Genomic DNA, 22,389 nt, shown 5'->3' with positions numbered 1-22,389 from the left:
CCGGGGCGAGCGGACCGACCGTCCGCGCCTGCTACAGGCCCTGGCACCATCCGGGCGCCGCGTCACCCCGCCAGCTGGAGGTCCCACTTGCCCGACCGGCCGGTGAGGGTGGTCACCGACAGCGGCTGGACGTCTATCCGCCAGTACGAGTGCGGCGGCGCCTGGAGCGCATAGACCAGGGCGGCGCGGACGACACCGGGCTCGGCGACCGCGAGCAGGCCGTCGGCGTCCTCGACCGGCCGGGTGTCCAGCCAGCCGGCGACCCGGGTGATGAACGCCAGCAGTGACTCCCCGCCGTGCGGTGCGGACCGCGGGTCGGCCAGCCAGGTGTCCACCGCGCGCGGTTCTTCGGCGGCCACTTCGCCCAGCGTGCGGCCGGTCCAGCGCCCCATGTCGCAGTCGCGCAGCGCCGGTTGGGCGAGCGGGCGCAGCCCGAGGACCTCGCCGGTGTCCCGGCAACGGGCGGACGGCGAGCAGTAGCGCAGTTCGGCGGCGGCGAGCCGGCACAGGACGGGCGCGGCCCGCTCGGCCTCGCGCCATCCTGCGGCGTCGAGCGGCCGGTCGTCACCGAACCGCGTTCCGAGCAGCGAGGAGCGGCCCGCGGCGAGCAGCTTGAGTCGGACGCTCATCCGCCGATGGTAAGAGCCGCGCCGCCCCCGCGGACCCGGTTGATCAGATCTCGACAGGCCCCGGGTCGATCAGCCCGAGGGTCATCCACTGTTCCGGGGACACCAGGGCGCGGAAGCCGACCTTCTCGTACACGCCGTGGGCGTCCTTGGTGGCGAGCGTGAGCCGGCTCAGACCGCAGGGCGTCAGATGGTCGGCTATGGCCTCGACCAGGGCGGTGCCCAGGCCCTTGCCGCGGTCGTCGCGGCAGATGTAGACGTCGCAGAGCCAGGCGAAGGTGGCGTGGTCGGTGACCACCCGGGCGTACCCGGCCTGACGGCCGGAACCGGTCTCGTACAGGCCGAAGTTGAGCGAGCCCGCGACGGCGCGATCCTGGAGCTCCCGGGGCCGGTCCACGGCCCAGTAGGAGTCGCTGGACAGCCAGTGGTGGACCCGGTCGGCGTCCAGGCGCGCCGGGTCGGTGGAGATCTCGTAGCCGTCGAGGGCGTGATCGTTCATGCCGGGAGGTTCGCAGAAGGGCCGGGGCGGCGTCGAACCGATTGCCGGGGTGGACGGTGCCGCCGCCCTCGCGGGGACCGGCCCGCGCACCTCCGCCTCCGGCCCGTCAGCCCACCGCGACTCCCACCTCCTCGCACGCCGTACGAAGCCTGCGGACACCTTCCGTGATCTCGGCCGTGCCGGAGGCGGCCGCGAAGCTCAGCCGCAGGTGCGCGGCCGGCGGCTCGGCGGCGAAGTACGGGCGGCCGGCCGCGACCGCGACGCCCGCCCGCAGCGCCGCACCGGTCAGCGCCGCCTCGTCGGTGCCGTCCGGCAGCCGCAGCCAGAGGTGGTAGCCGCCCGGCGGGACGTAGAGGCCGCCCGGCGCGGGGTCGTGACCGAACGCCGCCCCGTGCCCCCCGTCCCGCTCGGCGAGTGCGGGCAGATGCTGGTACAGGGCCGCGGTCAGGGCGTTCCGGCGGGTGGTCAGCTCACCGGCGATCAGCCGTAGATGGCGGGCCCAGGCGGGCGATCCGACGAGTTCCAGGGCGGCTTCCTGGAGCGGGCCCGGCACGAAGAAGCTGTCCACGACCTGGATGGCGCGCAGCCGGTCGAGAACCGGGCCGTGGGCGGCCAGGGCGCCCACCCGGAGGTTGGGCGAGGTGGCCTTGGTGAGCGAGCGGACATGGACGACCGTGCCGTCCCGGTCGTCCGCGATCAGCGTCGGCGGCAGCGCGGGTGCGTCGCCGTGGACCAGCAGCCGCGCGAAGTCGTCCTCGATCACGAAGGCGCCGGCCGCGCGGGCCACCCGCAGCACGTCGCGCCGCCGCCCGTCGGCCAGCACCGCGCCGGTCGGATTCTGGAACAGCGGCTGGCAGACGAACAGCCGCGCGCCGCTGGCACGGAAGGCGTCGGCGAGCAGGTCCGTACGGACCCCGTCCGCGTCCACCGGTACGGGGACCGGCCGCAGCCCGGAGGCGCGGGCGACGGCCAGCATGCCCGGATAGGTCGGGGACTCGACGAGCACCGGGGCGCCGGGGGCGGCGAGGGCGCGCAGTGCGGCGGTCAGCGCGCTCTGGCCGCCCCCGGTGATCAGGACGTCGCTGGCGGCGAGCGGGCCACCGGGGCCGGCGATCTCCCGTGCGAACCAGGCCCGCAGTTCCGGCACGCCGCCGACCATGGGCCGTGCCCAGGCGCCCGGCCGCCGTCCGGCCCGTGCCAGTGCGGCGGCGAGGGCGCGTTCGGGCTGGAGATCGGGGTGCAGATAGCCGCCGATGAATTCGATGACGCCGGCGGCGGGGGTGGCGAGCGTGGCGAGGACGCCCGAGGCGTCGACGCTGCGCGGCACCTGGTCACCGGCCGGCTCGGCGCTCAGCGCGATCTCCTGCCAGGAAGTGTCGAGCGGCCGGGGCGCCTCGCTGCGCGGCTCGGCACGGAAGGCCCCCGCGCCCGGCCGGGTCACGACCAGGCCCTCCGCCGCCAGCTCCGCGAGCGCCCGGGAGACGGTCACCGGACTGACGCGATGGCGCTCCACGAGAACACGGCTAGAGGGCAGCTTCTCTCCTGGAGAGTAGCGATTCAGCTCCGCACGGAGGGCTGCGGCCAGTTCCGACCCACTGCTACGCTCTTGCATGAGAGACAACGATAGCGCTACTGCCCCGGTCGCGATAGCGGTCAGCACCACGGGTGCCCCGGCCGCCCCCGTCCAGGGCACCCCGGGCACCCCCATCGCCTCGGAGCCCGCCGCTCCCGCCCGCAGCGCCCTCGTCAGCCGTGGTGCCCTGCTCGCCGCACTCGGCGTCGCCGCCTTCTCCCTCACCTTCCCCGCGACCGCCTGGGCGCTGGAGGGCATGGGGCCGTGGACGGTGGTGATGCTGCGCAGCGTGCTGGCCACCGCGCTGGCCGGCGGCGCGCTGGCCGTGTTCCGGGTACGTCCTCCGGAGCGGCGCCACTGGGCGGGCATCGCGGTGGTCGCGGGCGGCGTGGTCCTCGGCTTCCCGCTGCTGACGACCCTCGCGCTGGAGACCTCCACCACCTCGCATGCGGCCGTCGTCGTCGGTCTGCTGCCGCTGACCACCGCCGCCTTCTCGGCCGTACGGACCGGCGCCCGGCCCTCCCGTACGTTCTGGATCGCCTCACTGGTCGGCGCCGTCGTCGTCATCGGTTTTGCGGTGCAGCAGAGCGGCGGGGCGCCGGGCCGCGGGGATCTGCTGCTGTTCGCGGCCCTGCTGGTGTGCGCGGCCGGCTACACCGAGGGCGGCCGCCTCGCCCGCCATATGCCGGGCTGGCAGGTGATCGGCTGGGCGCTGGTACTGGCACTTCCGGTGACGGTGGCGGGCGCGGCTCTCGCGCTGTCCGCGGAGCCGATGCGGCTCACGGTGCATTCGGTGAGCGGGCTGCTGTGGCTGGCGTTCGGCTCGCAGTTCCTCGGGATGATCGCCTGGTACCGCGGAATGGCCGCGATCGGCATCTCCAAGGCGAGCCAGTTGCAGCTCGCCCAGCCGCTGCTGACGCTGGTGTGGTCCGTGCTGCTGCTCGGCGAACAGCTGCCGCCGGCCGCTCCCGCGGCGGCGCTGGCCGTCCTGGCATGCATCGCCGTCACCCAGCGGACCCGTGGCTGACGGACCGGCTGCCGGAGCGGGACGAAAACATACGTACCGGGTGCGGTCGCGGCCCGCGGACGTAAAATTGCCGCGACGGCAGGTACCGCCGTCGCGGGTCACGCCAGGACCGTGAACCGTGGAAACCCGTGGCCGTTCAACCGCCGGCCGTCGCACTGGTCGGCCTGCCGGTCGTACGGCCGCCCCGAGGCGGGGAGGACCCTGATGCATGCAAGCAGGGGCGACCGGCTGGTGGTGCACGGCAGGACCGTCGGGCATCACGACCGGGTCGTCGAAATTGTCGAAGTCATGGGAACGGACGGCGATCCGCCCTACCGCGTCCGCGGCGAGGACGGGCATGAGGCGATCATGTCGCCGGGCCCCGACTGCGTCGTCCGGCACGGCAAGGCCACCGACGCCGACCCCGGCCGCTAGGCACCGTCACCGGCCGGCACACACCGACCCCGGCCGGTGACGGAATCCCTCGGCGGATCGCCGCCGCGGCCCGCGCGGATCCTTGCGGCAGACGCGCGGACCGCTCCTACGGGCGCCCCGCGCCCGTGTAGTGGTCGCGCACGACCCGTGCCATGGCGCCCGCGCGGTCCTTGGCCACGTCCTTCGCCGAGAAGTAGACATGGCCGCCCACCTGCGGATAGCCGCGGGCGAAGGTGAGGTGGCGGGAGAGTTCGGCCGGGTCCTTCCAGGCGGCGGGCTCCGTGCCGCCCGCCTTGTAGAGGGCCTCGCCGATGTAGAGGTCCACTCCGGTGCCGTCGACGGTCCGCGCCCACCAGGGCACGAGTTCGGCGTAGTCGGCGGCTGCGAAGCCGAGGGGCCAGTAGACCTGCGGCACGATGTAGTCGATCCACCCCTCGCGCACCCAGCGACGGGTGTCGGCGTACAGATCGTCGTAGGTCTGGACCCCGGCCTGGGTACGGGAGCCCTGCTGGTCGGTGCTGCGATTGCGCCAGACCGCGAAGGGGCTGACCCCGAACCGCACCCGGCGTCCCTCCCGCCGGCTCCCGTCCTCGAGCTTGCGCGCCATCTCGTAGACCAGCCGGTCGATGTTGTCCCGGCGCCAGGCGGCCCGGCTCCCGAAGCCGCTGCCGTACCGCTCGAACGCCGCGTCGTCGTCGAAGCGCTGCCCCGCGACCGGATACGGATAGAAGTAGTCGTCGAAGTGCACGCCGTCGACGGGGTAGCGCTGCACCGCGTCGAGCATCGCGTCCTGGACGAAGCTCCGGACCTCCGGCAGCCCGGGGTTGTAGTAGAGCTTGCCGCCGTACGGGAGGACCCAGCCCGGGTTCCGGCGGGCGGGGTGGTCCGGCGTGAGCCGTCCGGGGTCGGTGTGGTTGGCGACCCGGTAGGGATTGAACCAGGCGTGCAGTTCGAGATTGCGCCGGTGGGCCTCGCGGACCGCGAAGTCGAGCGGATCCCAGCCCGGGTCGCGGCCCTGCTGCCCGGTCAGGTACTGCGCCCACGGCTCGAACGGGGAGGGCCACAGGGCATCGGCGGTGGGCCGCACCTGGAAGAACACCGCATTGAGCTTGCGGGCGACGGCCCGGTCGAAGTGGGCGCGCAGTTCGCGCTGTTGCTCGGCGGGCGGGAGCTTCGCGCTGGAGGGCCAGTCCAGGTTGGCGACGGTCGCCAGCCACATGCCCCGCATCTCGCGCCGCGCCACGCCGTCCGCGGCCGCCGCCCCCGCGGTGAGCAGCGAAGACGCCGCCCCCATCGCGGCGACGGCAAAACCTCTGCGTGTGATACGTCTCATCAAAAGTCCCCAGGTTGTCCGGTTCATCCCGTCCTGAGGGCTCAGAATGCCCGCCCCGCCACCCTTAGCACAGCACCCCGCGGAGTAACGTCGGGGCCGAGGCGGGCGCCGGACCCTTACGGCATACCGCCGGTCCTGAAGATCAGCGAAAGGCACGATGTGACCGACATCGAACGCGTCGGAGTGGTCGGTTGCGGCCAGATGGGCGCAGGCATCGCCGAGGTGTGCGCCCGCGCCGGACTGGACGTCATGGTCGCCGAGACCACCGGCGAAGCTCTGGAGCTGGGTCGCACCCGTTTGACCAACTCTCTCGGCAAGGCTGCCGAGCGCGGCAAGATCACCGCCGAGGAGCGCGACGCGACGCTCGACCGGCTCAGCTTCACCACCGACCTCGGAGAGTTCGCCGACCGCGATCTCGTCATCGAGGCCGTCGTGGAGAACGAGCAGGTCAAGACCGAGATCTTCCAGGTCCTCGACCAGGTGATCACCCGGCCGGACGCCATCTTGGCGTCCAACACCTCGTCGATCCCGCTGGTGAAGCTGGCGGTCGCCACCTCCCGGCCCGACCAGGTCATCGGGATCCACTTCTTCAACCCGGCACCGGTGCAGAAGCTCGTCGAGCTGATCCCCGCGCTGACCACCGGCGAGGAGACCATCAAGCGGGCCGAGGCCCTGGTGCAGGACGTGCTGGACAAGCATGCGATCCGCGCCCAGGACCGCTCGGGCTTCGTCGTCAACGCCCTGCTCATCCCGTATCTGCTCTCCGCGATCCGGATGTTCGAGTCGGGCATCGCCAGCCGCGAGGACATCGACAACGGCATGGAGATGGGCTGCGCCCACCCGATGGGCCCGCTCAAGCTGACCGACCTGATCGGCCTGGACACCGTCGCCTCGGTCGCCGAGTCGATGTACCACGAGTACAAGGAGCCCCTGTACGCCGCTCCCCCGCTGCTCGCCCGGATGGTCGACGCGGGCCGGCTGGGCCGTAAGTCCGGGTCGGGCTTCTACTCGTACTGAGTCCGGGGCGGTCCGCCCGCCGCTCGGGGGAAAACCGGCGGGCGGACCCCGGGCCGGCGGGCGCCCGTCCGCCGGCGTCGGCCCCCGTGGCACTTCCGAGTCAACTCCCGCGCGGGCGCGTACGGGAGCGTGTGAAGCGCCCCGTTCGGAGTGCGCTCTTCACACCCCGTACGAACGACCGCCCGCCGTCACCCCCCGTCACTTCACACGGGGTGTGCGCCGCAGACCCGCATATCCCCACCGCACACGCTCCCGTCCCTCGCCGCAGCGCAGTTGACTGATGCCCGTACGGACCACGACGTCACTGACTGAAGGAATGAGGAGCGGACCGTGACCGCCCACCCCGAACCCGATCTGGTCACCGCCGACTTAGCGGAGCTGAGACGTCTCCTGGACGTCCGCACCGCCCGGGTCGACGGCCAACTCGCGCTGCTCACCCAGCGCTCCGAGCAGAAGGAGCGTGACGCGGACGAACTACAGGCCCGCGTCACACGGCTGGAGAGCACCCGCTGGCCACTGCCGTCCCTCGCCGCACTCACGGGGCTCGCGGCGCTGGTGGTGGCACTGTGGCAGGCCATGGGCCGGTGACCGCAGGCCGCGGTCACCGGCCGGATCCGGTCAGCCCAGCCGGAGGTGATGCAGCATCAGCAACCCGGCCGCCATATTGGCGGCCGGCACCTCCCCTCGCGCCACCATGTCGGGCACCAGCTTCAGTGACACCCACTCCCGTCGCTCGGATTCGAAGCCGTCCTGGGGCGGGCCGGTGTACTCGCCCTCCTCGGACCAGTAGAGGTGATGCCGGGCATCGGTGAGGCCGTTGGAGGGCTCCACCGTCAGGAGATGGTGGAGGGGCCCCGGGCGCCACCCGGTCTCCTCCTCCAGCTCCCGGGCGGCCGCCGCCGCGATGTCCTCGCCGTCCTCGACGACACCGGCGGCCAGCTCCCAGCCCCAGGTGTCGGTGATGAACCGGTGCCGCCACAACAGCAGCACCTCGTTGGCCTCATTGACCACTGTGGCCACGGCGACGGGACGCATCCGGATCAGATAGTGATCCAGGTGACGGCCGTCGGGCAGTTCCACATCGGCCAGATTGACCCGGAACCAGGGATTCGCATAGACGGGCTTTTCGCTGAGATTGTTCCAACGCACGTAACTGCCACCTTCCGCTGAGGAGCCGGCAAGGTGACACGAGCCCGGTCAGAGGGGAACGCGCAGCACCTCGTCGATGAGATCGGCAGCCTCGTCCGTCGCGGAGCTCCCGGTCTCCGCCAGATGCTCGCGCACCGCCCGCAGCCGGTCCCGCAGCCGTTGCGACTCCATGCCGCGAGCCTGCTCCGTCATCTGCGCGGCATTGGCCACGGCCCGGTCCGCATCGCCTTGGCGCAGCTCGATATGGGTGAGCATGGCCAGCCGGTGGACCCGGCCGCGGTCGTGTGCGGGGGTGTCGACGGCGGCATCCGCCTGCTCCCTGGCGGCCCGCAGGTCACCGAGGCTGAGCAGCGCCTCCGCCACTTGTACGTTCACCAGGCCGGGCTGGACATAGCCCGTCTCGGCGGGCTCCAGGCCGGGCCGGATGCGCTCCGCGGCCGCCTCCGCGCGCCGGATGCACGACAGCGCGCCCGCGCCGTCGCCGAGCCGGGCGTAGGACTTGGCCTGCATCGCGTAGAGGTCCGCGGAGAGCGCCGGGGTGATCTGCGGGCCCGCGGCCCGCAGCGCCGCCTCCGCGAAGGCGACGGCCTGGCGGTATTCCCGTACGAAGAGGGACTGGTTGACCAGCAGCGCGATGACATACGCGCCCAGGCCGCGGTCCCCGCTGGCCTTGGCCAGCCGTAACGCCTGGTGTAAATAGCGCTGGGCCAGCCCGAGAGAGTCCGAGTCGTACGCGCAGATGCCCGCGACCGCGACCAGCCCGCCGGTCGCCCGGTGGAGCTGACGTCCCGTCGCATCGCTGTAGCTGCCCCGCAGCAGCGGCGCCGCCTCGGCGTTGAGGAATCCCACGATGCGTGCTCTGGTAGCGACACCACCCGCCTTCCGGTACATCGTCTCGTAGTGCGTCCGCGCGGCGCGCAGCATCTCGATGTCGGCCATACCGACCCGGGTCAGCCCGTCGCGCGACACATCGGAGTCCTCGGGCGGGTTCTCCCACTCCCATACGGGGATGACCGCCGAGGTTCCGGTGAGCGCCGGGGCGTCGAGGAGATGCGGCCGCTGCTGCTCATCGGACCGCCACAGCGCGGTGGCCCGTTCGACGAAACCGGAGAGCGGGGTGCCGGAGGCACGCGCCGAGCCCGGACCGCTGAAGCCGATGTCGTCGAGCCCGACCGGCCGGTGCAGCCGTTCGCCGAGGATCTCGCAGATCAGATCGGGCACCTGCCCACGCGGCCGCTGCCCCTTCAACCACCGGGCCACCGCCGTGTGTTCGTAGCGCAGCGCCAGACCGCGACACCTGCCGAGCTGGTTGATGCGCGCGGCGAGCCCGGCATGCGAGATACCGGCCTCGTCGAGGATCGCGTCCAGCAGGGTGTTGGGCTCCATACCGGCCTCCCGGTGAGCCGGGCCCGCCCGCGGGCCCTCGGCTCATGGCCTCGTCGACTCCACGACTCCGTGAGTCGAGCGTAGTCAACCGCCCCTCACACGGGGTGTGAAGGGCGTCGGCGGCTCAACGCGGCGCGCAGCCCCGCACCATGTACGCGATGACCGCATCGAGGCCGGACCCCACCTGTTCGGCGGAGAGCACACCGCTCACCGCGAAGCTGGCGAATCCGTGCAGGGTGGTGAACACCGGCATCGCGATGTCGTCGACGGGCCCCTCCCGCACCTCACCGCTGCGCTGTCCCTCCGCGACCAGCTCCACCGCCATCGCCCCCAGCCGCTGAGCGGCCGTGATCAGCGCTTCGGACGCCGCCGGGTCGTGCTTGACCGTGTACATGAGGTCGAGCAGCTCGGCATTGGCGAGGGCGAAGTCCACATAGGCGCGGACGAGCCTGCCGAGCCGGTCGGCGAAGGTCTCGCCCGCCGCCCGGGACGCCGCCAGCGCCTCGTCCAGCCGCTCGAATCCGGCCAGCGCCAGCGCGTCGAGCAGCGCCTGCTTGTCCTTGAAGTGCCGGCTCGGCGCGGCATGACTGACACCGAGGTCGCGGGCCAGCTCCCGCAGGGACAGTGCGCCGGGCCCCTTCTCGCGGAGCGTCTGCTCGGCGCGGGTGAGCAGCGCGGCGCGCAGGTCTCCGTGGTGGTAACGACGAGTCTGCATGTCCGCCATCCTATCCCCCATGTATTCACTGGCTACATTGTTGGCATTGACATCATTGTTGGCGTTGCCTACATTGATGCCCATGACTCACACCCCGAAATGGAACGCCACCGACATTCCCGACCAGACCGGCCGCACCGCCGTGGTGACCGGCGCCAACAGCGGACTCGGCATCGCCACCGTCGACGCCCTCGCCCGAGCGGGTGCCCATGTCGTCCTCGCCGTTCGCGACACCGCACGCGGCGAGGCCGCCGCCGACACCGTGCGCGGCGCCCGGGGCAGCGTCGAGGTCCGCCGCCTCGACCTGGCCGACCTCGCCTCCGTACGCGAGTTCGCCGCCGCCTGGCACGGTCCGGTCGATCTGCTGATCAACAACGCCGGCGTCATGAACATCCCGGAGTCCCGGACCAAGGACGGCTTCGAGATGCAGCTCGGCACCAACCACCTCGGTCACTTCGCGCTGACCAACCTGCTGCTGCCGCACGTCACCGACCGCGTGGTGACCGTGTCCTCCGGCGCCCACCGGATGCCCGGCAACCGCATCCACTTCGACAACCTGAACCTGACCGGCGCCTACCGCCCCGTCACCGCCTACAGCCAGTCCAAGCTGGCCAACCTGCTGTTCACCCTGGAGCTTCAGCGCCGTCTCGCCGCCGCGGGATCGCCGGTGCGCGCCCTCGCCGCACACCCGGGCTGGGCCGCCACCAACCTCCAGGGCGCCGATGTCAGCGTGCTGCGGCGTGCGGTGATGCAGGTGGGCAACCGCGTGGTCGCACAGGACAACAAGGCCGGTGCGCTGCCCACGCTCTACGCCGCCACCCAGGACCTGCCCGGCGCCTCCTACCTCGGCCCGGACGGCCTCGGCGAGATGCGCGGCGCACCGACGATGGTCGGCAGGACGGCCGCTGCCAGCGACCCGGAGAGCGCCCGGCGCCTGTGGCAGGCGTCCGAGGATCTGACCGGCGTCGCCTTCCCCTCCCCGGTCGGCCGGGAGGTCACCGCGGAAGGCGCTCCCCAGTAGGCGGGGTGCCGGCCGACGACGCCGGCACCCGCACCCGGTCATTGCTCAGCATCAGCAGCGCCACATCGTCCGTCAGCCGCCCGCCCGCATGCCGCAGCAGCGCCTTCCGCACCGCACCGACCACGCCGGACGGCGAGGGACCGCACGGTGCCGCGGCCGCCACGACGCTGCTGCGCAGTTCCTGCGCCAACGGAAAGAACTCCCCCGCCGCATCCCGCGCGTCGGCCGCCCCGTCGGTGTGCAGGAACAGCCCCTCCCCGGGCCGCAGCCGCCCGCACCGCACCGCGGACAGCTCCTGCGGTAACGGGAACAGCCCCAACGGCGGCATCGGCTCGGCCGCGGCGACCGGTGCGACCGCCCGGCAGGCGACCCGGTACGGCCACGGATGCCCGCAGTTCAGCGCCGTGACGGACCCGTCCTGCGCCACCTCCAGGAGCAGCAGCGTCACAAACTCCTCCGCGAGCACACTCACCGGCTCCCCGGCACCGGCCACCGGACCCCCGGCAAGCGCCCTCTCCCGCAGATGCCGCTGGTGCGACCGCTCCAACCGGCGCAGCACCGCGCCCAGTTCGGGCTCGTCGTGCACCACTTCGCGAAAGCTGCCGAGCATCGCCGCCACCGTGCCTATGGCCTCCAGGCCGTGCCCGCGCACGTCCCCGATCACCGCCCGCACCCCGTGCCGGGTCCCCACGACCTCGTAGAGATCCCCGCCGACCATGGCACCCTCACTCGCGGAGAGATGGTCGGCCGCCAGCAGCACCCCGTCGATCCGCCGGGGCAACGGCCGCAGCACCACCCGCTGGGCGGCGACGGCCACCTCCCGGGTGCGCTCCAACTCCCGTACCAGCCGCAGCCGCCGCCCCGCCGTCAGATAGCTGGCACCGATCACCGCGAGGGTCGCACCGCAGGTCATGAGGCGCGTGCCGGCCCCGGCACCGGGCTCCACCTCGCCGAACGGCACCAGCGCCAGCAGCGCGCACAGCCCGCCGAGCAGCACACACTGGCGGCGGCCGGTGCCCGCGCAGGCGATGGCCGGTGCTGCGGAGAGCAGCTGCAACAGCCGGCCGCTGGTCGGATGGCACAGCTCCCAGGCCACCACCCCGAGCACCCAGAGGCCGGGCAGGACGAAGACGAAGGCGCGCCGCGCGGTTTCCGCTCCGGCGCGTGCTCCGCCCCTCGCCCGGGTTCGGATCATGCCGATGGTCCCCCTAGCAGGCGTTGAGCGGATCGGTCGGGCCCGCTGCCGCGCCTCGCGCAGCCCGCCACGACCGGGTCGATTCTTGCGACGTTCCGTATCCGTCCGACGACGATCCGTACACCATCACCCGATTGAGTGATGGTGTACGGATCTGATCGTCTCCCTGGGACCGACGGGCACGCCCCCATCCGCCACGGACGGGCTCAGGGCACCCGGCACGCCCCACCGCACCCTCCCGCCGCACAGCGGGAAAAGGGTGAGGGCCCGGACGGTCTCACCGTCCGGGCCCTCACCCCTCGATCACGCCATGGCGGGCCGTGTTCAGCCGCGCTGCACCGCCGCCGTCCGCTCGACGGCCGCCGCGACCGCCGCGTCACGCGCCGCCGAGGCCTCCTCGGCGGTCAGCGTCCGGTCGGCTGCACGGAAGCGCAGCGCATACGCCAGCGACTTCTTGCCGGCGCCGATCTGCTCACCGGTGAAGACGTCGAACAGCCGCAGCGACTCCAGCAGTTCCCCCGCACCGTCGCGCAGCGCGCCCTCGACCTCGGCAGCCGGGACGGAGTCGTCGACCACGAGGGCGACGTCCTGGGTCGCGACCGGGAAGGCCGAGATCTTCGGGGCCCGCAGCGGTCCGGTGCCGGCCTGCTCCAGCCGGTCCAGGTCGATCTCCATCGCGCAGGTGCGCTCGGGCAGGGCGAGTGCCTTGATGACGCGCGGGTGCAGCTCACCGGCGTTGCCAACGAGGATCTCCTCACCGTCGGCGACGGCGAGCAGCGCCGCACAGCGGCCCGGGTGGAAGGGCGCGTGCTGGTCCTGACGGACGATCAGCTCGACGCCCGCCTCACGCGCGACCTTACGGCCCGCCTCGATGGCGTCCGCCCAGACCGCGGGGCGTGCGCCGCCCCACCAGCCGTCCTGCTCACGGTCCCCGGCGAGCACCACGGCGGCACGCCGCGGCTGCTGCGGCAGCGAGGCGTCCAGCGAGGCGATCTCGTCGTCGGTCGGCCGGCGGTCGACGACCAGCCGGCTGGCCGGCTGCTCGTCACCGGTCGCCCGGAAGACCGGTCCGGTCTCGAAGAGCGCCAGATCGTGCGTGCCGCGGCCGTAGTTGCGGCGCAGCGCGTTCAGCAGCCCCGGGATCAGCGTCGTACGGAGGTCGGGCTCCTCGTCGGAGAGCGGGTTGACGAGGGTGACGGCCGCGCGGCGCGGGTCGTCGGACTCGATGCCGAGCTGGTCGAGCACGTGCGAGCCGGTGAACGGGTAGTTCAGCACCTCGACATAGCCCGCGCCGGCCAGCACCCGGCCGACCCTGCGGTGCAGCCGCTGACGCTCGGTCAGCCCACGGCCGGCCGGCGGCTTCGGGAGGGTGGAGGGCAGGTTCTCGTAGCCCTCCAGCCGGATGACCTCTTCGGCCAGGTCGTTCGGCTCGCTGAGATCCGGCCGCCAGGACGGCACGGTCACGACCAGCTCGTCCTGGCCGTAGGCGTCGCAGCCGACCTGCTGGAGGCGGCGGACGACGGTCTCCCGGCCGTAGGCGACGCCGGCGACCTTGTCCGGGTGGTCGGCGGAGAGGGTGATCGTGCGCGGCCCGCTGGGCGTGACGACCTCGGTGACGCCGTCCTCGGCGGTGCCGCCCGCGAGCAGCACCAGCAGGTCGACGGTGCGCTGCGCCGCGGCGGACGCGGCCTCCGGGTCCACCCCGCGCTCGAAGCGCTTGGCGGCCTCCGAGGACAGCTTGTGCCGGCGGGCCGTACGGGCGATGGAGAGCGCGTCGAAGTGCGCGGCCTCGATCACGACGTCGGTGGTGCCGCGCTGCTCGCCGGTCCCGGGGTCGGTGACCCCGCCCGCGATCTCGGTGTTGGCGCCGCCCATGACACCCGCGAGGCCGATGGGACCGCGGTTGTCGGTGATGACCAGGTCCGCGGCGTCCAGCACCCGCTTGGTGCCGTCCAGGGTGGTCAGCTTCTCACCGGGGGCCGCCCGCCGGACGCCGATCGGACCGTCCACGCTGGTGCGGTCGTAGGCGTGCAGCGGCTGGCCGAGCTCCAGCATCACGTAGTTGGTGATGTCGACGGCCAGCGAGACCGGACGCATCCCGGCCTTCTGGAGCCGGCGCTGCATCCACAGCGGGGTGCGCGCGCCGGGCTCCAGACCGGTGACCGTACGGGCGGTGAAGCGGTCGCAGCCCAACGGGTCGGAGACCTGGACGGGGTAGCCGGCGGAGTTCGGCGGCGGCACGTCCAGCAGCGCCGGGTCGCGCAGCGGCAGGCCGTAGGCGGTCGCGGTCTCACGGGCGACACCGCGCATCGACAGACAGTAGCCGCGGTCCGGGGTGACGGCGATGTCCAGCACCTCGTCGACGAGCTCCAGCAGCTCGATCGCGTCGGTGCCGATCTCGTACTCGGGCGGCAGCACGATGATGCCGTGCGTGCCGTCGTCGCCCATGCCCAGCTCGTCGCCGGAGCAGATCATGCCGTGCGAGGTCTTGCCGTACGTCTTGCGCGCGGCGATCTTGAAATCGCCGGGCAGCACGGCGCCGGGGAGGACGACCACGACCTTGTCGCCGACGGCGAAGTTCCGCGCGCCACAGACGATTTCCTGCGGCTCGCCCGTGCCGTTGGCCTGGCCGACGTCCACCGTGCAGAAGCGGATCGGCTTCTTGAAGCCCTCCAGCTCCTCGATGGTCAGCACCTGACCGACGACGAGCGGGCCCTTGAGGCCCTCGCCGAGGCGCTCGACGGTCTCGACCTCCAGGCCGACGGCAATGAGCTTGGCCTGTACGTCACGGCCGGTCTCCGTCGCCGGCAGGTCGACGTACTCCCGCAGCCAAGAAAGCGGGACCCGCATCAGATCTCCATCCCGAACGGCCGGGTGAACCGGACGTCGCCCTCGAACATGTCGCGCATGTCTTCCACGTTGTGCCGGAACATCAGCATCCGGTCGATGCCGAACCCGAAGGCGAAGCCGCTGTACTTCTCCGGGTCGACGCCGCAGGCCACGAGCACCTTGGGGTTGACCATTCCGCAGCCGCCGAGCTCGATCCAGCCCTCGCTGGAGCAGGTGCGGCAGGGACGGTCGGGGTTGCCCACGGACTCGCCACGGCAGACGTAGCAGACCATGTCCATCTCGGCGGACGGCTCGGTGAACGGGAAGTAGTTCGGCCGCAGCCGGGTCTTCATGTCCGGGCCGAACAGCGCCCGGACCATGTGGTCGAGGGTGCCCTTGAGGTCGGCCATGGTCAGGCCCTCGTCGACGGCGAGCAGCTCGATCTGGTGGAAGACCGGGGAGTGCGTGGCGTCCAGCTCGTCGGTGCGGTAGACCCGCCCCGGGCAGACGACATAGACCGGCGGCTCGCGGTCGACGAGCGTACGGGCCTGGACCGGCGAGGTGTGGGTGCGCAGCACGACACCGGACTCATCGCCCTCGGTGCCTCCCCCAGACTCCGTCTGGGAGGTGCCCCCACCCTGGACGAAGAAGGTGTCCTGCATCTGGCGCGCCGGGTGGTCGGGCACGAAGTTGAGGGCGTCGAAGTTGAACCACTCCGCCTCGACCTCGGGGCCCTCGGCGATCTCGTAGCCCATGGCCACGAAGACGTCCGCGACCCGCTCCATGAACGTGGTGAGCGGGTGCCGGGCGCCGGCCGGGGTCCGGTCGTAGGGCAGCGTGACATCCACCGCCTCCTCGACCAGCACACGGGCGTCGCGCTCCGCCTCCAGCTCCTCCTGGCGGGCCTTGAGCGCCTGGTTCACCCGGCCACGGGCCTGGCCGACGCGCTTGCCGGCGTCCGCCTTGGCGTGCGGGGGCAGGGCGCCGATCTCACGGTTGGCGAGCGCGAGCGGCGAGCGGTCGCCGGTGTGCGCGACCTTCACCTCACGCAGCTCCTCGAGATCGGCCGCGGCGGCGATGGCGGCCAGCGCCTCGTCCAGCCGTGCGGCGATCTCTTCCGGTTTCAGGGCTTCGACCTCGACAGGGTCGTACGACTTATTGGGTGCGGACATCTCTTCCCGTGCTTCCGGTGGACTGGCTTGGCTTGGCTCGCGTCGCCTCGGCTCCTCGATCACAAAGGTCGGATGCCGAGCCCGCGCTGTGCCCGCGATGCCTGTGCGCCAAAGGTGCCAAAGGTCAAGTCTAAGGGGGACGGGCCGCGCGGCCGGTCCGCGCCCCCGCGGGGCGCCCGCCGCTTCCTCTTCAGGCCATGAAGGCCGGGGCCGCGACGGGCAGGCTAAATCGGAACTGCGCGCCGCCGGCCGGCGCCCGGCCGACCGTGATCGTCCCGCCGTGGGCCTCGACGATGCCCTTGACGATGTAGAGGCCCAGGCCCGTGCCGCCGCGCTTGCTGCCCCGCCAGAAGCGGGTGAACACGCGGCTCATCGATTCCTCCGGGATGCCGGGGCCCTCGTCGCTCACGGTGACGCTCGTCCCCTCCGTGCTGGTCGCATCCGATACCGGTCCGACCTCGATCGTGACGGTTCCCTCGCCGTGGCGCACCGCATTTTCCAGCAGGTTGCCCAGTACCTGGTCGACCTTGTCCGGGTCCGCCCACAGATCGGGCAGCGGTTCCAGCATCCGGATCAGGAAGCGGTCCGGGTGCTGGCCGGCGGTGGTCTGCGCCTGGACGTGCCGGCGGACCGCGGCGCTCATGTCGACCCGCTGCCGGCGCACCTCCAGACGGCCGGAGTCGATCCGGGAGATGTCCAGCAGCTCGGCGATCAGCCGGGTGACACGGTTGGCGTCGGCGTCCACCGTCTCCAGCATCAGCCGCTTCTGGTCGTCGGTGAAGCGTTCCCACTTCTGGAGGAGGGTGGCGGTGAAGCCCTTGACGGAGGTCAGCGGCGAGCGCAGCTCATGGGCGACGGTGGCGATCAGCTCGGCGTGGCTGAGCTCCGTGCGGCGCCGGGCCTCGGTGCCGCGCAGCGCGATCACCAGCCGCTGGACAGGACCCGTCGGCCGGCTGCGGACATAGCGGGCGGAGACCAGCACCTCGCGGCCGCCGAGCAGCAGATTGCGCTCGGGCTGGCCGCGGCGGATGGCGAGCCCGCCGTAGGGGTCGGTGAGCCGCCACCAGCGGCGGCCCTCGATGTCCTGGAGCGGCAGGGCGTGTTCGAGGGAGCGGCCGAGCGCATGCTCGGGGGTGATGTCGGTGATCCTGGCCGCCGCGGCGTTGAAACAGATCACCCGGCCGGTCTCGTCGGCGACGACCAGACCGTCGGGCAGGTCGTCGGGATCCAGTCCGAGACCGGTCCCCAGGATGTCCGGTGCCGCGGCAGCCGTGGGCGACGGCCCGCGTGCCGGTCCGCCGGACGGGCTGCTGTCAGCGGTGGCTGCGGTGCCGGAAGTCCTCACACTCATCCCCGTTACCCCCTTCCGGGCCCCCGAGCACGCAAGCCTACTAGCTCGGATCGGAAGTGCCGCGGAGTTCCCCGGTACGCCCCTCAGGCGGGTGACACCGCGCGGCATCCGCCGGGGCTGCGCTGGGCGCGGGCGGAGGCGTAGAGGCAGACCGCGGCGGCCGTCGCGAGGTTGAGGCTCTCGGCCCTGCCGTGGATGGGGACCCGTACGACCGCGTCCGCCAGCGCCCGGGTCTCCTCCGGCAGGCCCCAGGCCTCGTTGCCGAAGACCCAGGCGGTGGGCCCGCCCATGGAGCCGGTGTCCAGCTCGGCGTCCAGGTCACGGTCGCCCGCACCGTCGGCGGCGAGGATCCGTACGCCGGCGGCCTGGAGTCCGCCCACCACCCGCTCGACCGGTACGCCCACCGCGACCGGGAGGTGGAAGAGCGAACCGACCGAGGCCCGTACGGACTTGGGGTTGTAGAGGTCCACGGAGGCGTCGGTCAGCACGACGGCGTCCGCGCCCGCGGCGTCCGCGCAGCGCAGCACCGTGCCGGCGTTGCCGGGGTCACGGACGTTGGCGAGCACCGCGACCAGCTGCGGGCGGGCGGCGAGGATCTCCTCGAACGGCGAGTCGAGGAACTCACAGACGCCGAGGAGGCCCTGCGGGGTGACGGTCTGGGAGATGTCGGCGATGGTCCGGTCGTCGGCGAAGTGCACCCGCACCCCGGCCGCGCGGGCCGCCTCGACGATCTCGGTGTGCCGCTCGGCGGCCTCGACGGTGGCGAACAGCTCGATGAGCGTGGGAGCGCTGCCCGTGCGGTGCGCGATGGCCTCCCGTACGGCCTGCGGGCCCTCGGCGATGAACCGGCGCTCCTTGCCGCGGAAGGCGCGGCGGGCCAGCCGCCGGGCGGCGGTGACGCGCGGGGAACGCGGGGAGATCAGCTCGGGGGTGCCCATGGGCGGCGGCTCGCTTCTTTGGTTCGGTGCGTGGGGGCCGGTCCGTCCGAAGAGACCTGGCCCGGTCCGGAAAAGCAGCGGACCCGCAGGCCGGGGCCTGCGGGTCTGCATCACAACGTCGTCAGGCTGAGGTTCAGGCAGCCTTCGGGGCGTTGACGTCACTCGGAAGCGCCTTCTGGGCAACCTCGACGAGCGCGGCGAACGCGTTGGCGTCCGTCACCGCGAGGTCGGCCAGGATCTTGCGGTCCACCTCGATGTTGGCGGCCTTCAGACCCTGGATGAAGCGGTTGTACGTCATGCCGTTGGCGCGGGCAGCGGCGTTGATGCGCTGGATCCACAGCTGACGGAAGTCGCCCTTGCGCTTCTTGCGGTCGTTGTAGTTGTAGACGAGGGAGTGGGTGACCTGCTCCTTCGCCTTGCGGTACAGGCGGGAGCGCTGGCCACGGTAGCCGCTGGCCTGCTCGAGGATCGCCCGGCGCTTCTTGTGGGCGTTGACTGCCCGCTTGACGCGTGCCACTTGTTAACTCCTTGTAGCGGGGCCGTGGTTGTCGTCACACGGCCCGAATCGATTGAGTCCCGGTCCGAGTCGCGCGCCCCCTCCAGTCAATGGGGCGCGGCGGCTCACTTGCCGAGAAGCTTCTTGATCTTCGCGGCGTCGCCCGGGGCCATCTCGGCGTTGCCGGTGAGGCGACGCGTCACGCGGGACGACTTGTGCTCGAGCAGGTGGCGCTTGCCGGCGCGCTCGCGGAGCACCTTGCCGGAGCCGGTGATCTTGAAGCGCTTGCTGGCACCGCTGTGCGTCTTGTTCTTCGGCATGCGCCGTTCTCTCCTCGTCAGTGGCGCTCCCGCAGGCAGGAATCCGGCAAGCGGGAGCGTCAGATGTATCGGTTAGGTGTCCGCGGCGCGGTGCCCCGGACGGACTCCGGGGCGCACGCCTCGGGGATCACGCCTGGGCGTGCTCCTCGGTGGGCTCCTCGGCAGGCTCCTCGGTGGGCTCCTCCACGGACTCGTCCGCGGGAACTCCACCCTGGCGCTCCGCCTTGCGGGCGGCCTGCGCCTCGCGGGCTTCGGCCATCGCCTCGGTCTTCTTCTTGTGCGGACCGAGGACCATGATCATGTTTCGGCCGTCCTGCTTCGGATTCGACTCGATGAAGCCGAGGTCCTCCACGTCGGACGCGAGCCGCTGAAGCAGCCGGAAGCCCAGCTCGGGGCGGGACTGCTCGCGACCACGGAACATGATCGTGATCTTGACCTTGTCACCCTGCTTGAGGAACCGGACGACGTGACCCTTTTTGGTGTCGTAGTCGTGCGGGTCGATCTTCGGCCGGAGCTTCATCTCCTTGATGACCGTGTGCGCCTGGTTCTTGCGCGCCTCACGGGCCTTCATGGCCGACTCGTACTTGAACTTCCCGTAGTCCATGAGCTTGCAGACGGGCGGGCGAGCGTTCGCCGCCACCTCGACCAGGTCGAGGTCGTACTCCTGAGCAAGCTCAAGGGCCTTGGCAAGCGGAACAATCCCGACCTGCTCGCCGCTGGGACCGACAAGTCGCACTTCGGGAACGCGAATCCGGTCGTTGATGCGGGGCTCGGCGCTGATGGATCCTCCTCGGTAGCACCACGCGACGGCCTGGCGGACTGCCGCGTAACGTCTTTTCGGTGTGACCAACCGCGCAGGTACATGAAAAATGCCCCGGACGGGACACAGGCGGGGCTCCACATAGATCTGGAGCACCGTCGCGAAGTCTCCGCGGGGCGCAGCCGGACCGTTGACCCGCCAACCCTGAGGTCGGTCGGGTGGGAGATCGGAGCCTCCACTTGTGGGCCGGTCACATGCGTGTCCGGCCGGTCGGAGTACCAGAATACACGAGTCAAGAGGTGGCACCCACTCGTGTGCGGACGCGGCCGCGTCCCGGCGTCCGGGATGACACTCCCGGACGCGGGGTCCGGGCGTGGTGCCCATAGGCTGGAGCCGTCCCCTCAGCAGGAAGAAGCCCGAAGACATGAGCGACCAGACACCGCAGCAGCCCGACGCGCCGAACGCGGCGAACCCTGACTTCGACGCCATGACCCGCGACATCGCCGAGGTGCCGGCGGTCGAGGTGATCACCACGGTCGCGGTGCATCTGATGAGTTCGGCGGCGGTCAACCTCGGGCTCGCCGAGGAGGGCGCGGCGCACAAGGACCTCGACGAGGCGCGCAAGCTCATCCAGGCGCTGGCCGGGCTGGTCACCGCCAGCGCCACCGAGATCGGCTCGTACCACGCGGCCCCGCTCAGGGACGGTCTGAAGTCGCTCCAGCTGGCGTTCCGCGAGGCCTCGGTCGTGCCGGACGAGCCGGGTCAGGGCCCCGGGGAGAAGTACACCGGCCCCGTCTACGGCTGAGGCCGGACCGCGGCACTGCCGTCCGCAGACACAGACGACGAGCCCCGGCCCGGGAACGGCCGGGGCTCGCCGTGTGTGCGGCGCGCCTCGGGTGCGCGTCAGCCGCTTCACCCCGCGGGTTCGTGCGGCACCGCGTCGTCGGCGACGAGGACCGGCTCGTGCGGCGGGTGGGTGATCGGGTGCACCACCGCGGCGATGGCGGCGCCGATCAGGGGCGCGATGATGAACAGCCACAGCTGGGTGATGGCCGCGCCGCCCGCGAACAGCGCCGGGCCGATGGAGCGTGCCGGGTTCACCGAGGTGCCGTCCAGCGGGATGCCGATGAGGTGGACGGTGGCCAGGGCCAGGCCGATCGCCAGGCCGTTGAAGCCGATCACGGCCACCTTGTGGGTGACCGACAGCCACACGTAGACCAGCAGGAAGGTCATCACCATCTCGGCGACGAAGGCACCGCCGAGATTGAGGTGCACCGCCGAGCGGTCGCCCCAGCCGTTCGTACCGAAGGACGCATGGGTCTGGAGCCCCGGGATCTGCCGGGCCACCAGGAAGAGCAGGGCGGAGCCGACGATCGCGCCGACCACCTGGGCGATCCAGTACTCGGCGGCCGTCCGCAGCCCGATCCGGCGGGCCAGGAGCATGCCCAGCGTCACGGCGGGGTTGAGGTGGCAGCCCGAGATGGGGCCGAGGGCGTAGGCAAGCGCCACCATGGTGAAGCCGAAGGCCAGGGCGATGCCGAAGGTGCCGATGTACTCGCCCGCCAGCACTGCCGAGCCGACGGCGAAGAACACCAGGAGCAGCGTGCCGAGGAACTCGGATACGACCGCGCGGGTCAGTACCGTCGAGATCTCCTTTTTCTCCATGGGGGCTCTCCTCGCGTGGATCTTGAGCTCTCCTCGCATTGTGCGGCCCTGGAGACGAACCCGCCCGTCGGCGGCCGGGGGCCCGGCCGTCGCGCCCGGGCCCCGGCGGTGGCGCTCAGCGCCGGTAGAGCGCTTCTCCGGCCGTCGTGGCGCCGGGCGGCAGAAGGGCCAGGTCCAGGCCGCGTACGAGCCGGGCGCGCAGGACCTCGTCGGCGGCCAGTGCCCCGGCCAGCCGCTGGGCCACCTCGGCGGCCGGAGCGTCGGGGGCGAGGCGGAGGGCGAGGGTGGCGTCGGTTTCGTCGGACGGCGCGAGACGGGCGACGAGCACCCCGGGCTCGGCGTCGAGCAGGGCGCGCAGGGCGTCGGTGACGGCCGGATCGGCGAGCGGATCGGCGCTCGTACGCCCCTCGGCCAGCGCGCGCAGGGCCGGGCCGGTGAGCTGGTAGGTGACCGGGCCCGCCAGATCGACGACGACCGTGTCGGCCTTCTCGTGGGACGCGGCGAGCAGGGCCTGCTGGAGCGGGACCGCGACGGGGCGGGCGTCGGCGCGCCAGCGCTGGAGGGTCTCCATGGACGTGAAGGCCGGGAGGGCGCGACGGCCGTCCGGGGCCTGGAGGGTGGGTACGGCCATGTCGCTGGTCTTTTCGCGGCGCAGGCCGTCGGGGCCGGTCTCGACCTCACCGAGGACGGCCACCACGGGCACCAGGACGCGTGCGCCGGCCAGCGCCGACAGGAGCTGGGGCTCGGCGGCCCGGTCGGCTCCGTAAGCCGCCAGGGCCGCCGCGAGCGCGGGGTCGGCGGAGCCGTCGTCGTCGGAGAAACCGGGGTCCGGGATGTTCTTCTGCACGAGGTGAGCGTATCGGCCGGGGGTGGTGCCTTTGCCGTCCGGCCCGGTGGGATCCC

The 22,389-nt window shown here is 72.1% G+C and carries 23 protein-coding genes; 6 read left to right on the top strand and 17 right to left on the bottom strand.

What is annotated here, in order from left to right:
- Positions 1-62 precede the first annotated feature (62 nt).
- The 3 genes from IF67_RS0118875 to IF67_RS0118865 form a co-directional block, all read right to left on the bottom strand.
- Positions 63-629 carry a histidine phosphatase family protein gene (locus tag IF67_RS0118875; RefSeq protein ID WP_030987132.1) on the bottom strand — a complete coding sequence of 189 codons (567 nt, stop codon included), beginning with the start codon at positions 627-629 and terminating at the stop codon, positions 63-65.
- 43 nt (positions 630-672) lie between these two features.
- Entirely contained in the window at positions 673-1,125 is a 453-nt protein-coding gene (locus IF67_RS0118870; protein ID WP_030987130.1) for a GNAT family N-acetyltransferase, read from the bottom strand.
- Positions 1,126-1,231: 106 nt separating this feature from the next.
- The gene (locus IF67_RS0118865) at positions 1,232-2,737 is read right to left on the bottom strand and encodes a PLP-dependent aminotransferase family protein (RefSeq protein ID WP_030987128.1); all 1,506 of its coding nucleotides are present in this window, start codon (positions 2,735-2,737) and stop codon (positions 1,232-1,234) included.
- Here IF67_RS0118865 and IF67_RS0118860 point away from each other — a divergent pair.
- Positions 2,736-3,725: a DMT family transporter gene (locus IF67_RS0118860; RefSeq protein WP_030987126.1), complete on the top strand. Its 990-nt coding sequence runs from the start codon at positions 2,736-2,738 to the stop codon at positions 3,723-3,725. The genes IF67_RS0118865 and IF67_RS0118860 overlap by 2 nt on opposite strands.
- A 204-nt stretch (positions 3,726-3,929) precedes the next feature.
- A complete protein-coding gene (locus IF67_RS0118855) occupies positions 3,930-4,139 on the top strand; it encodes a DUF1918 domain-containing protein (protein ID WP_030987124.1) in 210 nt (69 codons plus the stop codon).
- A gap of 106 nt (positions 4,140-4,245) precedes the next feature.
- On the opposite strand, the gene IF67_RS0118850 is transcribed toward IF67_RS0118855, so the two are convergent.
- On the bottom strand, positions 4,246-5,472 hold the full coding sequence (locus IF67_RS0118850; RefSeq protein WP_030987122.1) for a glycoside hydrolase family 10 protein: 1,227 nt from the start codon (positions 5,470-5,472) through the stop codon (positions 4,246-4,248).
- 159 nt (positions 5,473-5,631) lie between these two features.
- Between IF67_RS0118850 and IF67_RS0118845 the strand changes: the two genes are divergently transcribed.
- On the top strand, positions 5,632-6,489 hold the full coding sequence (locus tag IF67_RS0118845; RefSeq protein ID WP_030083121.1) for a 3-hydroxybutyryl-CoA dehydrogenase: 858 nt from the start codon (positions 5,632-5,634) through the stop codon (positions 6,487-6,489).
- A 330-nt stretch (positions 6,490-6,819) separates the two neighbouring features.
- Positions 6,820-7,077: a hypothetical protein gene (locus IF67_RS0118840; RefSeq protein ID WP_030987120.1), complete on the top strand. Its 258-nt coding sequence runs from the start codon at positions 6,820-6,822 to the stop codon at positions 7,075-7,077.
- A 30-nt stretch (positions 7,078-7,107) separates the two neighbouring features.
- Here the strand turns inward: IF67_RS0118840 and IF67_RS0118835 are convergent, their stop codons facing one another.
- The 3 genes from IF67_RS0118835 to IF67_RS0118825 all read right to left on the bottom strand — a co-directional run bounded on the left by IF67_RS0118835 (position 7,108) and on the right by IF67_RS0118825 (position 9,739).
- Positions 7,108-7,638, bottom strand: a complete 531-nt coding sequence (locus IF67_RS0118835) for an NUDIX domain-containing protein (RefSeq protein WP_030987118.1) — start codon at positions 7,636-7,638, stop codon at positions 7,108-7,110.
- A 48-nt stretch (positions 7,639-7,686) separates the two neighbouring features.
- On the bottom strand, positions 7,687-9,024 hold the full coding sequence (locus IF67_RS0118830; RefSeq protein ID WP_030987117.1) for a hypothetical protein: 1,338 nt from the start codon (positions 9,022-9,024) through the stop codon (positions 7,687-7,689).
- A gap of 124 nt (positions 9,025-9,148) precedes the next feature.
- Complete coding sequence (locus IF67_RS0118825; protein WP_030987115.1) at positions 9,149-9,739, bottom strand: TetR/AcrR family transcriptional regulator; 591 nt, start codon at positions 9,737-9,739, stop codon at positions 9,149-9,151.
- Between the two features lie 82 nt (positions 9,740-9,821).
- Between IF67_RS0118825 and IF67_RS0118820 the strand changes: the two genes are divergently transcribed.
- Positions 9,822-10,760 (top strand): oxidoreductase, encoded by a 939-nt coding sequence (locus IF67_RS0118820; protein ID WP_030987114.1) that lies wholly within the window; start codon positions 9,822-9,824, stop codon positions 10,758-10,760.
- Here IF67_RS0118820 and IF67_RS0118815 read toward each other — a convergent pair.
- From IF67_RS0118815 to infC, 8 genes are all read right to left on the bottom strand, one after another.
- Positions 10,735-11,955 (bottom strand): PP2C family protein-serine/threonine phosphatase, encoded by a 1,221-nt coding sequence (locus IF67_RS0118815; protein ID WP_030987112.1) that lies wholly within the window; start codon positions 11,953-11,955, stop codon positions 10,735-10,737. The two genes, IF67_RS0118820 and IF67_RS0118815, sit on opposite strands and share 26 nt — an antisense overlap.
- A gap of 324 nt (positions 11,956-12,279) precedes the next feature.
- Entirely contained in the window at positions 12,280-14,805 is a 2,526-nt protein-coding gene (pheT, locus tag IF67_RS0118810; RefSeq protein WP_030987110.1) for a phenylalanine--tRNA ligase subunit beta, read from the bottom strand.
- Positions 14,805-15,956, bottom strand: coding sequence for a phenylalanine--tRNA ligase subunit alpha (gene pheS / locus IF67_RS0118805; protein ID WP_030987109.1), 1,152 nt, complete (start codon positions 15,954-15,956; stop codon positions 14,805-14,807). Before pheS ends, pheT begins: the two co-directional genes overlap by 1 nt.
- Positions 15,957-16,146: 190 nt before the next feature.
- Positions 16,147-17,307 carry a sensor histidine kinase gene (locus IF67_RS0118800; protein ID WP_030987106.1) on the bottom strand — a complete coding sequence of 387 codons (1,161 nt, stop codon included), beginning with the start codon at positions 17,305-17,307 and terminating at the stop codon, positions 16,147-16,149.
- Between the two features lie 83 nt (positions 17,308-17,390).
- Positions 17,391-18,245 (bottom strand): TrmH family RNA methyltransferase, encoded by an 855-nt coding sequence (locus IF67_RS0118795; protein ID WP_030987105.1) that lies wholly within the window; start codon positions 18,243-18,245, stop codon positions 17,391-17,393.
- Positions 18,246-18,378: 133 nt separating this feature from the next.
- Entirely contained in the window at positions 18,379-18,762 is a 384-nt protein-coding gene (gene rplT, locus IF67_RS0118790; protein WP_006607577.1) for a 50S ribosomal protein L20, read from the bottom strand.
- Between the two features lie 104 nt (positions 18,763-18,866).
- On the bottom strand, positions 18,867-19,061 hold the full coding sequence (gene rpmI / locus IF67_RS0118785; RefSeq protein ID WP_006607578.1) for a 50S ribosomal protein L35: 195 nt from the start codon (positions 19,059-19,061) through the stop codon (positions 18,867-18,869).
- A 127-nt stretch (positions 19,062-19,188) separates the two neighbouring features.
- Positions 19,189-19,911 carry a translation initiation factor IF-3 gene (infC, locus tag IF67_RS0118780; protein ID WP_078889504.1) on the bottom strand — a complete coding sequence of 241 codons (723 nt, stop codon included), beginning with the start codon at positions 19,909-19,911 and terminating at the stop codon, positions 19,189-19,191.
- 334 nt (positions 19,912-20,245) lie between these two features.
- On the opposite strand from infC, the gene IF67_RS0118775 reads away from it, so the two are divergent.
- Positions 20,246-20,626 (top strand): DUF1844 domain-containing protein, encoded by a 381-nt coding sequence (locus IF67_RS0118775; protein WP_030083147.1) that lies wholly within the window; start codon positions 20,246-20,248, stop codon positions 20,624-20,626.
- Positions 20,627-20,733: 107 nt separating this feature from the next.
- Here IF67_RS0118775 and IF67_RS0118770 read toward each other — a convergent pair whose 3' ends face one another.
- Together IF67_RS0118770 and IF67_RS0118765 are read right to left on the bottom strand one after the other, a co-directional pair.
- Positions 20,734-21,486 (bottom strand): MIP family channel protein, encoded by a 753-nt coding sequence (locus tag IF67_RS0118770; protein WP_030987099.1) that lies wholly within the window; start codon positions 21,484-21,486, stop codon positions 20,734-20,736.
- Positions 21,487-21,601: 115 nt separating this feature from the next.
- Complete coding sequence (locus tag IF67_RS0118765; RefSeq protein WP_030987096.1) at positions 21,602-22,333, bottom strand: SseB family protein; 732 nt, start codon at positions 22,331-22,333, stop codon at positions 21,602-21,604.
- Positions 22,334-22,389 lie beyond the last annotated feature (56 nt).

The sequence above is a fragment of the Streptomyces sp. NRRL S-1813 genome (assembly GCF_000719605.1).
GTDB lineage: Bacteria > Actinomycetota > Actinomycetes > Streptomycetales > Streptomycetaceae > Streptomyces > Streptomyces decoyicus.
This window is presented reverse-complemented; position numbering and strand designations above follow the sequence as displayed.